Genomic DNA, 13,263 nt, shown 5'->3' with positions numbered 1-13,263 from the left:
ACCACGAGGGTCACAAAGGAAGTACGGAGAACGAAGGAGTGCCATGAAAGCCGTCCAGTACCGCACCGTCGGCGCCGCCCCCGAGGTCGTCGAGATACCCGAACCCGTGGCGGGGCCCGGGCAGATCCTGCTGAAGGTCAGCGCCGCAGGTGTCTGCCACTCGGACATCGCCGTGATGAGCTGGCCCGCCGAGGGATTCCCCTACGAGCTGCCACTCACACTCGGTCACGAGGGTGTCGGAACGGTCGCCGCCCTCGGCGAGGGCGCCGTCGGTGTCTCGGTGGGAGACGCGGTCGCCGTCTACGGCCCGTGGGGCTGCGGCACCTGCGTGAACTGCGCGGAGGGCCGGGAGAACTACTGCCTGCGCGCCGCCGACCTCGGCATCAACCCGCCCGGGCTGGGCAACCCCGGCGCCATGGCCGAGTACATGATCGTCGACGACGCGCGCCATCTGACGCCCATCGGCGACCTGGACCCGGTCAAGACCGTCTCGCTGACCGACGCGGGCCTCACCCCGTACCACGCGATCAAGCGCTCGCTGCCGAAGCTGCGGCCCGGCGCCACCGCCGTGGTCATCGGCACCGGCGGCCTCGGTCACGTCGCCATCCAGCTCCTGCGTGCCATGACCGCCGTACGGGTCATCGCGCTGGACGTCACCGAGGAGAAGCTGGCACTCGCCCGGACCGTGGGAGCCCACGAGGCCGTGCTCTCCGACGAGAACGCCGCCGCCAAGGTCCGTGAACTCACCGGTGGCGTCGGTGCCGAGGTCGTCCTCGACTTCGTCGGCGCCGAGCCGACCGTGAAGACGGCCGGTGCGGTCGCCTCCATCGACAGCGACATCACCATCGTCGGCATCGGCGGCGGACTGCTGCCCGTCGGATTCGGTGTCCTGCCGTTCTCCACGTCGGTCTCCGCGCCGTACTGGGGTACGCGCCGGGAGCTCGCCGAAGTCATCGAGCTCGCCCACGCCGGTTCCGTCGACGTCCACGTCGAGACGTACTCCATCGACGAGGCCCCACTGGCCTACGAGCGGCTGCACGCGGGCAGGATCAACGGCCGCGCGGTCATCCTGCCCAACGGCTGACCGCCGGACGACCCGCCGGGACGCCCGTGGAGGGCGCCCGGCGGGTCGTCCGTGGAGGGCGCCCGGCGGGTCGTCCGTGCTCTCAGGGAGCGGCCGTCACCACCTCGTCCGTCCGGGTGAGCCGCACAGGTTCGGTCCCGGACGAGCTGTGCCGCTCGGCCCAGTTCTCCAGAGCCGTACGACAGGCGTGGTCCAGATGGTGCAGGCCGGAGAGATCCAGCGAGATGGGCCGGTCCTCGGGCAGGGCCTCCAGGCTGTCGAGTATCTTCGGCAGCCGCAGGAAGGTCGCGTTGCCCGACAGCCGGGCCCGGACACCGTCGGCATCACTGCCGACGACCTCCAGCCTGATGTGTGAGGCGTCCCAGGCCGCCTTGGCCACCGACAGGGCCAGACCGGTCAGAACCCCCTCGAACATGTTCACCGTCACGATCGCCACGGCCGTGACGACCAGGATCAGCGCCTCCCCGCGGTGCTCGCGCCACAGCGCCACGAGGGCGCGCAGCGGGATCAGCTTCCAGCCGGCGTGGATGAGGATGCCGGCGAGCGCGGGCAGAGGGATGAGGCCCAGCGTGGACGGGAGGAGCGCCGCGAACAGGAGCAGCCACACACCGTGCAGCACCCGGGAGGCCCGCGTCCGCGCGCCTGCCTGCACGTTGGCCGAACTGCGTACGATGACCGCGGTCATCGGCAGTGCGCCGAGGAGTCCGCACACGGTGTTGCCCGTCCCCTGGGCCATCAGTTCCTTGTCGTACTGCGTGCGCGGGCCGTTGTGCAGCCGGTCCACCGCTGCCGCGCTGAACAGGCTCTCCGCGGAGGCGATCAAGGTGAAGGCGGCCACGGTCCCGAGCAGGCTCATGGTCGCGAGCCCGCCGAACTCGGACAACGCGGGTACCTGGACGGCGTCGAGGAGTCCCTGGACCTGGACCGTCCCGACCGGCAGGTCGAACGCCGGAACGGCGAGGGTGGCCAGTGCGACCGCGGCGAGTGCGCCAGGAACGGCCCGCACCCGCTTCGGCATCCTGTTCCATCCCACCATCAGGGCGATGGTCGCGGCGCCGACCGCGAGTGAGGCGAGAGCCGCGGAACTGGACACGCTGTCGGCCAGCAGGCCCGGAATGCCGGTCATCTTGCCCGTACCGGTGAGCGGTGCCTCGACGCCGGCGGCCGCGTAGAGCTGGCCCGCGATCAGGACGAGGCCGATGCCCGCGAGCATGCCCTCGACGACCGAGATCGAGATGGCCCGGAACCAGCGGCCCAGCCGCAGCGCGCCCATGGCCAGCTGAAGCAGCCCCGCCGTCAGCACGATCACCCCGAGCGCGGGCAGTCCGAAGGACTGGACGGCCTCGAAGACCAGCACGGTGAGACCTGCGGCCGGCCCCGACACCTGGAGACTGCTGCCGCGCATGAAGCCGGTGACGAGACCGCCCACGATGCCCGTGATCAGGCCCAGTTCTGCCGGGACCCCCGACGCGACGGCGACGCCCACGCACAGGGGCAGAGCGACGAGGAAGACAACGAGTGACGCGGCGAAATCCTGCCGCAGGTGAGGAAGCGCGGTGATCCGGCCCATGGCGGCCCTCATCCCGTGCGGAAGGGGGCCGAGCGCACGTCGCCGGGCGGGGGAGCCCAGGCGGCGCTGTCGCTGATGTGTGGGAGTTCTGCCGGGGAGTGTCCGACGAGAGATTGCATACCAGTGGTTCCTCCTGGCGCGCCGCAGGACGGCGCGTCGGCATACGTACGAGAACTGAGGGCCTGGAAGGCAGCGCGACATGGCCCCACGCCGATGGCCCCGCAGGATCGCGGGCAGGGGTGCGGCTCGTCGAGCGCCGGGGTCAGCTCAGCAGCGGAACACCTGGAGCACGGGGGAGGAGTGCGTGGCCGAGGATCTGGAGGCGTGATGCGCGCTGCCCATCGCCGCGACAGCCGCCGGTACGAGCATGCCGCCGATGTCACCGGTCACCGCGGAACGCGACGGTGCCTCAGGGCTGGGAACGGTCGCGGAGCGATGCCGGTCGCGCTGGCGCAGAAGGCCGTTCGACTCTCCCCCGCGCTCGGGCGTTCCGCAGGTGCGGTACTCCCCGGGTGTCTCTCCCGCGGTCGTCATCGGGAGGCCGGCCGCCCGGATTACGGGGGAGACGGTACGGGTATCCGCCGACGGGGTACCGGAGTGCGGGGCCAACAGGAAGCCCATCAGGAACGCGAGTACGAACCGGACCACCACTGCTCGCACCCTTCACCTCCTCCTGGATCACACCCGTCCTTCGGGACGCTAACAGGCCGGAACGCTTATGGAGTTAACCCTTTGTGAAGAGTCCGAAAGTCGATGCCCGACGACACGAACTGCGTGACGGAGGCCCCTGGCCTGGGGATGTACCCCGCGAATAGTTCTCAGCATTTGAGATCATCCGGGTCTGCGTGGCCGTCGTATATGCCGGGCGAGCGTAAATCAGCATATTCGCACAGCGGTTCGCCATATGTCGGTGCCGGGCATTGCGGCCTCTGGGCCACTTCTTGCCGTACGCGGGTGAAATCGAGCCGACACCGGGTCGGCATAATGTGGGCTGCGGGCCCGTCGGCTCCATAACCCTTCGGCCCCCGGGCAGGGTTCTCGGGCAGGGAGATGGCGATGGGCGGTCCGGCTGCTCCAGGCCGGCGCCTTTCCGGGCGGCCGCGGCAAAGATCACCGAGCTGAACACGGCAGGAAAAGCACTCGGGGTGGACGCGAGCGTCGTACAGGCCAGGCTCTGAGCGGCGGGAGACACGCCCTGGACCGGCCGTCGTGTCTGTGGGGAACCACGACGGGCTCCGGCGCCGGTTATGGGCGGCGTCCCCAGGCTGAGACCATCGGGGCCGTCGCCAGGTCGAGTTGTCCCGTGGCGACGTTCGACAGATGGCGGTCGATGTCCTCGTCGGTCGCGATCCCCGCCGCCACGAGACGGCCACGGATCTGCCGGACGGTCGCCGCCTCGAGAACGGTGCAGGCCGGCGACGTGATCGGGAAGTAGGCATCCGCCTGTACGTCGCCCAGGCCTGCTTCGCGCAGCAGCCGCGGCAGGGTCCGGCCGTACGAGAGGTCGGCACCGCGCGAGGCCATGAGCTCACGGAACCCGGACCGCAGACGGTTGGCCAGCCCCTGCTCGGGGCCCGACTCGTCCGGGCACAGCAAGGGCTGCAGCCCCGGATCGGCATCCTCCAGGAGCAGCACACCGCCGGGTCGCAGCGCCTGGACCATGCGGCGCAGCGCCTCGGCACGGTCGACGACGTGCACCAGGACCAGCCGGGCGTGCACCAGGTCGAAACCACCCGGCGGCGGAGGATCGGCCGCGACGTCGTGGCGCAGGACCTCGACGACGTCGGAGGCGGCGTCCCGGGCCCAGGACACGTCGATGTCGGTGCAGACCACCTGTCCCGCCGCGCCGACCCGCTCGGCGAGACCCGCAGGGACCGAGGGGCCGCCCGCTCCGACCTCCCAGCACCGCATGCCCCGGGTGACACCGATCCGGTCGATGTGCCGGAACGTCACCGGATCGAACAGTTCGGCCAGCGCACCGAACCGGATGCCTGCCTCCGACTGCTGGTTGTCCAGCAGATACCCGTGGTCCGTGCCGTGCTCGGCCATGCCCTGTGCCACCGTCGCTCTCCGTCCGCCGGACTCGAAGTCCACCACGGGGCACCCACTCCTCGCCAACCGGTCTCCGGGGCCGGGGTTCACAGGAGCCGCTTGCGGCCCCAGAGGATGACGAAGGTGGCGACGCCGGCGGCGAGGGCGAGCATGATGCCGGCTCCGAGCAACTGCATCGTCTGCATCTGGGACACGGGGAGGTAGTCGATGGACCAGCCGATGACGTGCTTCGACTCCAGGCAGGCGGTGTGCGCCCGGTCGTCCTCGATCTGATCGAGGCAGGTGGTCCAGTCCAGGCGGCCCCCGGAGCTGGTGAGGAAGTAGGTGCCCTGTCCCAGCTGCTCCGCCTCGGTGGGCAGCTCCGGCCGTACGGCGCCGGGGCCGACGCCCTTGTCGGTGCTGACCGACATGACGTGCCCCAGGCTCCTCCAGAGTTCGCTCCAGAGGAATCCGATCGCCACGACGATGCCGAGCGTGACCACCATCGATACCAGCGTGCGGCGCAGGAGCAGGCCGACCGCCACGCCCACGGTGAACGTGAGCAGGGCGTAGGCCACCGGTACGACCCCTGTGACACTGAAGAAGGCGGTCCAGATGAGGCCGCTGGAAAGCCCCTTGACCGGGTGCCACCACCAGGTGAGGACAGCGGTGAGCACGCCGGTCGACAGGGCGAGCATCGCGGCGGGAACGGCGAGCTTCACGATGAGCCACCGCACTCGGCTGACGGACTGCGAGGTGACCAGCTTGGCGGTGCCGGTTTCCAGGTCACCCGCGATGAGCGGAGCCCCGAGGAGGACACCGGCGAGGATGGGGATGTAGCTGAGGTAGCTGCCGATGCTGAACAGGGGGTCGACGTACGTCTCGAACTCGGGCGGCAGGCCGCCGGGCCTCCGCGAGGTCGGGGCCTGGGTGGCCAGGTAGTCCATCATCTGCCCGCGCAGGTAGACCATGACGGCCACGCCGATGAGGGTGACGCCGATGAGCGTCCAGAACGCGGCGCGGTGCTGGCGCCAGACGAGCCAGACCGGACCGCCGAGCCGGGGGATCCAGTGGTTCCGTGCGGGTCCGGCGGGCGCCGGGCGGGCCGGTTCGCGAGTGAGCGTGGTCATGCCGTCACAGCCTTCGTACGGTCGTGGGTGATGATGTCGTGGATGTCGCCGACGCGGGCGCTGGGGGAGATCAGCGCAGGCGCGTCGGGTGACCGCAGGTAGGCGAGCAGGAGCTCCTCCAGAGTGGGAGGTTCGGCCTGCCGGCCGTATTCGACCGGTCCGCCGAGGCGCACCAGGACGCCCGGCCGGCCCTCGTTGTGGGAGTCGATGACCCTGTGCGGCGCGAGTGCGGGGGACGAGCCGCCCCCGGGAACGGCGAGCAGCGCGTGTGCGGCGCGCAGCTCGTCCACCTCGCCCGCGAGGCGCAGACCGCCGTTCGCGATGACGAGGAGGTAGTCGCAGATGTGCTCCAGTTCGGCGAGCATGTGCGAGGAGACCAGCACCGTGGTGCCGTGCTGGGCGGCCTCCGCCGTCAGGGTGGCCATGAGCTCGCGGCGGACAAGCGGGTCCAGATCCGCCATCGGCTCGTCGAGGATGAGCAGGTCGGGGCGCTTCCCGAAAGCCAGGGCGAAGGCGACGCGGGTGCGCTGCCCCCCGGACAGTGTGCCGACCTTCGCCTTCAGCGGTACCTGGCCCGCCCGGACGATGCCCTCGGCGACCTCTTGGTCCCAGTGAGGGTTGAACTCGCGTCCCAGCCGCAGGGTTTCCGCGACGGTGAAGCGCCGGAACAGCGGCTTCTCCTGGGTCAGGAACGCGGTCCGCAGGACGGCCTCCGTCGACCCCGGCGCCGCGCCGAACACCCGCAGCGCGCCGGTCGTCGGCCGGATCATGTTGGTGGCCAGGCCCATCAGGGTGCTCTTGCCGGCTCCGTTCGGGCCGACGAGGCCGCACACCCGTCCGGCAGGCAGCCGGAAGGAGACGTCCCGGAGCGCCCAGCCGCGCCGGTACTGCTTGCCGAGCCCATGGGCCTCGATCGCAGCCGGGCCGACGGGGCGCCCGAGCCCCGGCCCGCTGCCGTGGTGCACCTCTGCGTGGTTCATGTGACTCCTGTGCGTGTGGGAGGGTCGGCTATGACGCGCCGCCCGGGGTGGACACCACTCTTCTCCGCCCTGGCCTGCGGCGGATCGGGCAAAAGACAGATCATGCGCGGCCGACTCCGACTTTCGGCCGGTCGGCGGGAGGACGGTGAGAGAGATGCTGGAGAGGTTGGCCGCATCCACAGCCACACGAGGCAAGGACCATACGCAGCTACTTGTCGCGGTCCGGCTGCTGCTGCTCGTCGGCCTGGCCGGCCTCGTCGTGCTGGACTGGGTGGGCGGCGATTTCTACCGGATCGGGGACGGCTCCGCGCTGGGCCCCGCCAAGCTGGGTGGCGCCCTGCTGGCCGTCGCTCTCGTCGTCGCTTCGTCCCGGCTCGGCAGCCGGGCGCTGCCGGCAGCCGGCTGCACGCTGGCGGTCGTGTCGCTGTGTCTCTCGGTGGTGCTGCACATGGAGATGTCGGTCGGCGCGCAGGCACTGGGATACGCCGAACCAGCGGCTCTGGTGTGGCTCCTCCTGGTCGTCGCCCGGCGGGGGAAGCCGTCGTGGGCGGCGGTGGCTGTTCCCCTGCTGTACCTGGCGATCGTGCTGCGACCGGTGTCGGTCCAGGTCAAGCAGTCCACGACCATCTTCGCGTTGATCTTCGCCCTGGCAGCGCTCACGGTGCTGAGCATCGGCCTCGGGATGCGTCTGCTCCTGGTGGACCGGCGGCGCCAGGCGGCGGCTCTCAAACTGGAGCAGCGGACGGAGTTCGCCAGGGATCTGCACGACTTCGTCGCCCACCACGTGACCGGCATCGTCGTACAGGCGCAGGGAGCCCACGCGATCGCGGACCGGCGGCCCGAACTGGTGCCGCCCGCGCTGCGGCGGATCGAGCAGGCGGGCTCGGAGGCGCTCACCTCCATGCGGCACATGGTGGGGATGCTCCGCGACGCCGACGGGGAAGTGGCCCTGACGCCGCTGTCGGGCATCGGCGAAGTGCGTTCCCTCGTGGAGGAGTTCTCGGCCGTCGGAGGCGCCCGGGCCCGGCTCGATCTGGAAGGAACCTTCGACGACCTGCCGGTGGAGGTGACCACCACCGCACACCGGGTGGTGATGGAGGCCCTCACCAACGTACGCAAGCACGCCCACGGTTGCACCGAGGTGCGGGTGCGCGTGGACCGTTCGGGAGACCGGCTCACCGTACGGGTCAGCGACGACGGGCGGCCGCGCCATGTCTCCCACAGCGGCTTCGGGCTGAAGGGCCTGGCCGAGCGGGTGGCCCTGATCGGTGGGAGCGTCCAGGCGGGCCCCGTGACGGCCGGCGGCTGGGGCGTCGAGGCGACGCTCCCCGTGTCCACGGCAGGGGTGGCGGTCCGATGACGATCCGAGTGCTGATCGCCGACGACCAGGCGATGGTCCGAGCCGGGTTCGCGATGATCCTCGCCGCGGAGGACGACATCGACGTCGTGGGGGAGGCCACGGACGGTGTGCACGCCGTGGAACTCGCCGAGCGCCACAGGCCCGACGTGGTGCTGATGGACATCCGTATGCCCCGCATGGACGGCCTGGAGGCACTGCGCAGACTGACCCGCCCCGGCACGGTGAACCCGCCGAAGGTCGTCGTGGTCACGACGTTCGACGACGACGAGTACGTCCAGCGCGCCCTGGGCGAAGGCGCCTCCGGCTTCCTGATCAAGGACTCCGGCCCTGCGCTGCTCGTCGAGGCCATCAGGGCGGCCGCCTCCGGCGAGGCACTGGTCAGTCCTGCCATCACCGTACGGTTGCTGCGGCGTCTCAACAGCGCCGTGCCCGCCGCCCGGGAACCGCACACCGCGCTCTCCGCACGGGAGATGGACCTGGTGCGTCTGGTGGCCAGAGGGCTGACCAACGCAGAGATCGCCACCGAGCTCTCCATCTCGGTGGGCACGGTCAAGACTCATCTCGCCAATGTCCAGATCAAGCTGTCCGCGCGTAACCGTGTGGAGATCGCCGCCTGGGCCTGGGAATCCGGCCTGGTCGACGGGCGGGGCTAGGAACCAGGGGCAGCGCACCGGCGGCTCCCGGGCGAGGGCAGACGGGAAACCGCTGGAAGCGCGGACCTTGCCGTGCTTGCATGAGCTTCATGGTGTCCACCGACCGTTTGCTCGCCTTCGCCGCCATGTCGTTCCTGCTGATCATCATCCCCGGGCCCAGCGTCCTGTTCGTGATCGGGCGGGCGCTGGCGCAGGGGCGCCGCGCCGCGCTGACCACGGTGCTGGGAAACACGCTCGGCGCCTACGTGCTCATCGTGGCCGTGGCGTTGGGCATCGGGTCCGTCGTGGAACGCTCCGTGCTCGTCTTCACCGTGCTCAAGCTGGTGGGCGCCGCCTACCTGGTGTATCTCGGCGTCAAGGCCTGGCGGGAACGCGGTTCGCTGCAGGCCTCGTTCGCCGGCGGGGCGGCTGGGCAGGGCGGCCTGCGCACGTTCTGGGAGGGGTTCGCGGTCGGTGTGTCGAACCCCAAGACCATCGTGTTCTTCGCGGCCGTCCTGCCGCAGTTCGTCGACCGCGGTCAGGGGCATGTCGCGGTTCAGATGCTCGTGCTCGGCCTGGTCTTCAACGCCATCGCGGTCGCCTCTGACTGCGCGTGGGGACTGGTCGCGTCCACCGCCCGGGACTGGTTCGCTCGCTCGCCCCAGCGGCTCTCCCTGGTCGGCGGAGTCGGTGGGCTCGCGATGATCGGCCTCGGCGTCACCGTGGCCGCGACCGGGCGCAAGGAATGAATGCCACCGCCTTCCAGAAGATCTGCGCCCGGACCACCGTCTCTTCAGTCCAGGTCGGACATGTCGAGCACGAAGCGGTAGCGGACGTCGTTCCGCCGGAGGCGGGCGAGTGCCGTGTCCACCTGTGACGACGGGAGTACTTCGACGTCGGCGGCGATGCTGTTGTCGGCGCAGAACTGGAGCATCTCGGCTGTCGCCACGCGGCCTCCGCTGCCCGCGGAACTGAGTTTCTTGCGGCCGATGAGCAGGTCCATGGCCTCGACGGTGACGGGGCCCAGGTAGCCGAGGAGGCTGAGGGTGCCGTCCATCGCCACCAGCTTCAGATACGGGGCGAGGTCGTGAGGGGCGGAGATGGTGTCGATGACGACGTCGAAGGTGTCGCGTGCCGTGGCCATCTGCTGGGTGTCGGTGGACGCGATGAGGTCGTGAGCGCCGAGCTTGCGGGCGTCGTCGCGCTTGTCCTGGGTGCGGCTGATGACGGTCGTGGTGGCGCCGAGTGCCACGGCCATCTTGACCGCGAGGTGGCCCAGGCCGCCGAGGCCGGCCACGGCGACGCGAGTGCCGGGGCCCACGCCGAGGGAGCGCAGGGGTTCCCAGACGGTGACGCCGGCGCACATCAGCGGGGCGGCCGCGGCCGGGTCGAGGCCGGAGGGGAGCGGGTAGGCGAAGGTGTCGCGCACGACGTACTCGCGGGAGTAGCCGCCCAGGGTGGTCGACCCGTCCTGCCGGTCGGTGCCGCCGTAGGTCAGGGTCGGGAAGGAGTGGCAGAAATTCTCCTGTCCCGCTTCACACATGGCGCACACGCCGCAGGAGTCGACGATGTTGCCCACCGCGACGTGGTCGCCGGCCGAGAAGGCGGTCACCTCGGCCCCGGTCCCGGTCACCACGCCGGTGAATTCGTGGCCGGGTGTCAGGGGCGCTTCCGTGCGCGGGTCGTGGGCATGCAGGGCGTGCAGGTCGGTGTGGCACACGCCGCAGTAGTCGACCCGCACCGCGATGTCGTCCGGGCGCAGGTCACGGCGCTCCAGCGAGGTACGCCGCAGCGCCGTCGGGCCTACGGCCTGCCATCCGGTGGTGGTTCGCATAACCGACTCCTTAAACAGACTGTTCTGTCTGTTGCAGCGTAAAGGCGTTCGCACCCCAAGGCAAACCAACTGTTCTGTTTGGTAGGATGCGGGCATGCCGGAACAGCCCCAGACCTCGCGAGGCGCCGCGACCTACCAGCGCATCCTGGACGCCGCGACCGAAGAGTTCGCCCAGCACGGCATCGCCGGGGCGCGCATCGAACGCATCGTGACGGCAGCGCGCACCAACAAGGCGCAGCTCTACGCCTACTTCGGCGACAAGGAGCGACTCTTCGACGCGATCTTCCTCAGCTCGCTGGAACGCATCACCGACGTCGTGCCCATCGACGCCGAGGATCTCGCGGAGTGGGCCGTTCGTCTCTACGACGAATACCTGCGCCGCCCCGACCTCATCCGGCTGGCGACCTGGACACGACTGGAGCGCCGGCCTGCCGGGCACCTCGTCGAGACGCACCAGCACTACGACGACCGCAAGCTCACGGCCATCGCCGAGGCCCAGGCCGCCGGGCGGGTCCGCGCAGGTGATCCGTTCGACATCATGGCCGTGGTCATCGCCATGTCCATGGCCTGGTCGCCGGTCAGCAACGTATACGCGGCCAGCAGCCGAGAACCCGATGACGTACATGACCAGCGCCGCGCCCTGCTCCGCGAGTGCGTCCGAAGCGCCACCGCGGCCGGCCCGGACGACGTATCCCCCTCATGACTGCCGGCCGCACCCCCGGTGACACCCACGCACGTCGACCGGGCTCCGGTCGGGACCGGAGCCCGGATCTCACGCCGGAACCACAGGGCCTACTTCGGGTCGCGGCCGAACTGCGCCTTGGACCAGCTGAAGCCGAGGGCGGTGAGCGCCAGGCACCATGCGAGCGCGAGCCACCCGTCGTGGCCGATCTCAGTACCGAGGAGCAGCCCGCGCAGGGTCTCGATCACGGGCGTGAACGGCTGGTACTCGGCGATGGGCTGGAACCACCCCGGCATGGCGTCGACCGGGACGAAGGTGCTGGAGATGAGCGGCAGGAAGATGAGCGGCATCGCGTTGTTGCTGGCCGCCTCGGCATTCGGGCTGACCAGGCCCATGCCGACCGCGATCCAGGTGAGCGCAAGGGCGAACAGCGCGAGCAGCCCGAACGCGGCGATCCATTCGAGGACCGTGGCATCCGTGGACCGGAACCCGATGGCCACGCCGATGGTCCCGACGAGGACCACGCTCATCACGCACTGCAGCACACTGCCGACGACGTGCCCGATGAGGACCGACTGGCGGTGGATCGCCATCGTGCGGAAGCGGGCGATGATGCCCTCGGTCATATCCGTGGAGACGGACACCGCGGTGCCGATCGTGGTGCCGCCGATGGTCATGATGAGGATGCCGGGGACGAGATACGCGATGTACCCGGACCGGCCTTCCCCGCCGTCCCCGATGCCGGCGCTCATGACATCGCCGAAGATGTAGACGAAGAGAAGCAGCAGCATGACCGGCGTGAGCAGCAGATTGAGTGTCATGGACGGGTAGCGCCGGGCGTGCAGCAGATTCCGCCGCAGCATCGTGGACGAGTCGCGCACGGTGAGGGAGAAGGCGCTCATCGGACGGTCTCCTTGGGCTGGTCGGGGATGTCGGTACCGCCGGTCAGGGCGAAGAAGACGTCGTCGAGGTCGGGGGTGTGCACGGTGAGCTCGTCCGCCTCGATGCCGGCCGAGTCCAGCCAGTCGAGGATGGAGCGCAACTCGCGCTGGCTGCCGTCGCTGGGGATCTGCAGCGCGAGTGCCTCGTCGATGGGGGTGCCCCCTGTTCGAGCGAAGCCGAGAGCCTGCGGGATGGTGGCCTCGCGTAGGAGAGCGGCGGCGGACCGGTACGTGGCCGGGTCGGAGAAGCGGAGTTTGACGTGTCCGCCGGGGACGATCCGTTTGAGTTCCTCGGCGGTCCCGTGAGCGGCGATCCTGCCGTCGTGGAGTACGGCGATGCGGTCGGCGAGTTCGTCGGCCTCGTCCAGGTACTGGGTGGTGAGGAAGACGGTGACGCCGCTGGTGACGAGTTCGCGGATGATGCCCCACATGGTGTGGCGGCTGCGCGGGTCGAGGCCGGTGGTGGGCTCGTCGAGGAAGATGATCCGCGGGTTGCCGACCAGGGTCATGGCGATGTCCAGACGGCGCTTCATGCCGCCGGAGTACGTGGAAGCGGGCTTCGTCGCGGCATCGGTGAGGCCGAAGCGCTCCAGCAGTCCGGCGGTGACCTGGCGTCCCTCGCTCCTGGGGAGGTGGTGCAGGTCCGCCATGAGGAGCATGTTCTCCTCGCCGGTGATCAGGCCGTCGACGGCGGAGAACTGGCCGGTGACACCGATCGCGGCCCGCACCCCGTGCGGTGACGTGGCGAGGTCGTGGCCCGCTACATGGGTCTGCCCGCCGTCTGCGGTGATGAGCGTGGAAAGGATCTTCACCGCAGTGGTCTTGCCGGCGCCGTTCGGGCCGAGCAGGGCGAAGACGGATCCGGCCGGGACATGCAGATCGATGCCGTCGAGGACGGTCCTGTCGCCGTAGGACTTGCGTAGACCGACGGCGGAGATGGCGGCGTGAGGCTGTGGACCGGCCCCCTGTTTAGGCGTGGGCATGACAGATGAAGGCATGGAGCCCTCCCTTTCGAAGGC

The 13,263-nt window shown here is 70.1% G+C and carries 13 protein-coding genes; 5 read left to right on the top strand and 8 right to left on the bottom strand.

Annotation, left to right across the window (positions count from 1 at the left end; all coding sequences use genetic code 11):
* The first annotated feature begins 43 nt into the window (after window positions 1-43).
* On the top strand, window positions 44-1,084 hold the full coding sequence (locus ACIREO_RS07750) for an NAD(P)-dependent alcohol dehydrogenase (protein ID WP_404106420.1): 1,041 nt from the start codon (window positions 44-46) through the stop codon (window positions 1,082-1,084).
* Window positions 1,085-1,166: 82 nt separating this feature from the next.
* Here the strand turns inward: ACIREO_RS07750 and ACIREO_RS07745 are convergent, their stop codons facing one another.
* From ACIREO_RS07745 to ACIREO_RS07725, 5 genes are all read right to left on the bottom strand, one after another.
* A complete protein-coding gene (locus ACIREO_RS07745; protein WP_404106418.1) occupies window positions 1,167-2,654 on the bottom strand; it encodes a SulP family inorganic anion transporter in 1,488 nt (495 codons plus the stop codon).
* A gap of 267 nt (window positions 2,655-2,921) precedes the next feature.
* Window positions 2,922-3,314 (bottom strand): hypothetical protein, encoded by a 393-nt coding sequence (locus tag ACIREO_RS07740; protein WP_404106417.1) that lies wholly within the window; start codon window positions 3,312-3,314, stop codon window positions 2,922-2,924.
* A gap of 585 nt (window positions 3,315-3,899) precedes the next feature.
* Window positions 3,900-4,703 (bottom strand): methyltransferase domain-containing protein, encoded by an 804-nt coding sequence (locus tag ACIREO_RS07735; protein WP_404106767.1) that lies wholly within the window; start codon window positions 4,701-4,703, stop codon window positions 3,900-3,902.
* Window positions 4,704-4,792: 89 nt separating this feature from the next.
* Window positions 4,793-5,815, bottom strand: coding sequence for an ABC transporter permease (locus ACIREO_RS07730; protein WP_404106415.1), 1,023 nt, complete (start codon window positions 5,813-5,815; stop codon window positions 4,793-4,795).
* Window positions 5,812-6,795: an ABC transporter ATP-binding protein gene (locus ACIREO_RS07725; RefSeq protein WP_404106414.1), complete on the bottom strand. Its 984-nt coding sequence runs from the start codon at window positions 6,793-6,795 to the stop codon at window positions 5,812-5,814. The genes ACIREO_RS07730 and ACIREO_RS07725 overlap by 4 nt, the downstream gene beginning before the upstream one ends.
* A 166-nt stretch (window positions 6,796-6,961) precedes the next feature.
* On the opposite strand from ACIREO_RS07725, the gene ACIREO_RS07720 reads away from it, so the two are divergent.
* From ACIREO_RS07720 to ACIREO_RS07710, 3 genes are all read left to right on the top strand, one after another.
* Window positions 6,962-8,155, top strand: coding sequence for a sensor histidine kinase (locus tag ACIREO_RS07720; protein ID WP_404106412.1), 1,194 nt, complete (start codon window positions 6,962-6,964; stop codon window positions 8,153-8,155).
* Window positions 8,152-8,808, top strand: coding sequence for a response regulator (locus ACIREO_RS07715; RefSeq protein ID WP_404106410.1), 657 nt, complete (start codon window positions 8,152-8,154; stop codon window positions 8,806-8,808). The genes ACIREO_RS07720 and ACIREO_RS07715 overlap by 4 nt, the downstream gene beginning before the upstream one ends.
* A gap of 80 nt (window positions 8,809-8,888) precedes the next feature.
* Window positions 8,889-9,536 carry a LysE family translocator gene (locus tag ACIREO_RS07710; protein WP_404106409.1) on the top strand — a complete coding sequence of 216 codons (648 nt, stop codon included), beginning with the start codon at window positions 8,889-8,891 and terminating at the stop codon, window positions 9,534-9,536.
* Between the two features lie 44 nt (window positions 9,537-9,580).
* Here ACIREO_RS07710 and ACIREO_RS07705 read toward each other — a convergent pair whose 3' ends face one another.
* Window positions 9,581-10,621 carry an NAD(P)-dependent alcohol dehydrogenase gene (locus ACIREO_RS07705; protein WP_404106407.1) on the bottom strand — a complete coding sequence of 347 codons (1,041 nt, stop codon included), beginning with the start codon at window positions 10,619-10,621 and terminating at the stop codon, window positions 9,581-9,583.
* A gap of 94 nt (window positions 10,622-10,715) precedes the next feature.
* Between ACIREO_RS07705 and ACIREO_RS07700 the strand changes: the two genes are divergently transcribed.
* Window positions 10,716-11,324: a TetR family transcriptional regulator gene (locus ACIREO_RS07700; RefSeq protein ID WP_404106406.1), complete on the top strand. Its 609-nt coding sequence runs from the start codon at window positions 10,716-10,718 to the stop codon at window positions 11,322-11,324.
* 89 nt (window positions 11,325-11,413) lie between these two features.
* Here the strand turns inward: ACIREO_RS07700 and ACIREO_RS07695 are convergent, their stop codons facing one another.
* Both ACIREO_RS07695 and ACIREO_RS07690 read right to left on the bottom strand, forming a co-directional pair.
* Window positions 11,414-12,205, bottom strand: coding sequence for an ABC transporter permease (locus ACIREO_RS07695; protein ID WP_404106405.1), 792 nt, complete (start codon window positions 12,203-12,205; stop codon window positions 11,414-11,416).
* Window positions 12,202-13,242, bottom strand: a complete 1,041-nt coding sequence (locus ACIREO_RS07690; RefSeq protein ID WP_404106404.1) for an ATP-binding cassette domain-containing protein — start codon at window positions 13,240-13,242, stop codon at window positions 12,202-12,204. The genes ACIREO_RS07695 and ACIREO_RS07690 overlap by 4 nt, the downstream gene beginning before the upstream one ends.
* Window positions 13,243-13,263 lie beyond the last annotated feature (21 nt).

The sequence above is a fragment of the Streptomyces sp. NPDC102441 genome, from assembly GCF_044765585.1.
GTDB lineage: Bacteria > Actinomycetota > Actinomycetes > Streptomycetales > Streptomycetaceae > Streptomyces.
This window is presented reverse-complemented; position numbering and strand designations above follow the sequence as displayed.

Coding starts and splice junctions, on each gene's coding strand:
- ACIREO_RS07750 (WP_404106420.1), top strand. CDS start 44: ATGAAAGCCGTCCAGTACCGCACCGTCGGCGCCGCCCCCGAGGTCGTC.
- ACIREO_RS07745 (WP_404106418.1), bottom strand. CDS start 2,654: ATGGGCCGGATCACCGCGCTTCCTCACCTGCGGCAGGATTTCGCCGCG.
- ACIREO_RS07735 (WP_404106767.1), bottom strand. CDS start 4,703: ATGGCCGAGCACGGCACGGACCACGGGTATCTGCTGGACAACCAGCAG.
- ACIREO_RS07730 (WP_404106415.1), bottom strand. CDS start 5,815: ATGACCACGCTCACTCGCGAACCGGCCCGCCCGGCGCCCGCCGGACCC.
- ACIREO_RS07725 (WP_404106414.1), bottom strand. CDS start 6,795: ATGAACCACGCAGAGGTGCACCACGGCAGCGGGCCGGGGCTCGGGCGC.
- ACIREO_RS07715 (WP_404106410.1), top strand. CDS start 8,152: ATGACGATCCGAGTGCTGATCGCCGACGACCAGGCGATGGTCCGAGCC.
- ACIREO_RS07710 (WP_404106409.1), top strand. CDS start 8,889: ATGAGCTTCATGGTGTCCACCGACCGTTTGCTCGCCTTCGCCGCCATG.
- ACIREO_RS07705 (WP_404106407.1), bottom strand. CDS start 10,621: ATGCGAACCACCACCGGATGGCAGGCCGTAGGCCCGACGGCGCTGCGG.
- ACIREO_RS07700 (WP_404106406.1), top strand. CDS start 10,716: ATGCCGGAACAGCCCCAGACCTCGCGAGGCGCCGCGACCTACCAGCGC.
- ACIREO_RS07695 (WP_404106405.1), bottom strand. CDS start 12,205: ATGAGCGCCTTCTCCCTCACCGTGCGCGACTCGTCCACGATGCTGCGG.
- ACIREO_RS07690 (WP_404106404.1), bottom strand. CDS start 13,242: ATGCCTTCATCTGTCATGCCCACGCCTAAACAGGGGGCCGGTCCACAG.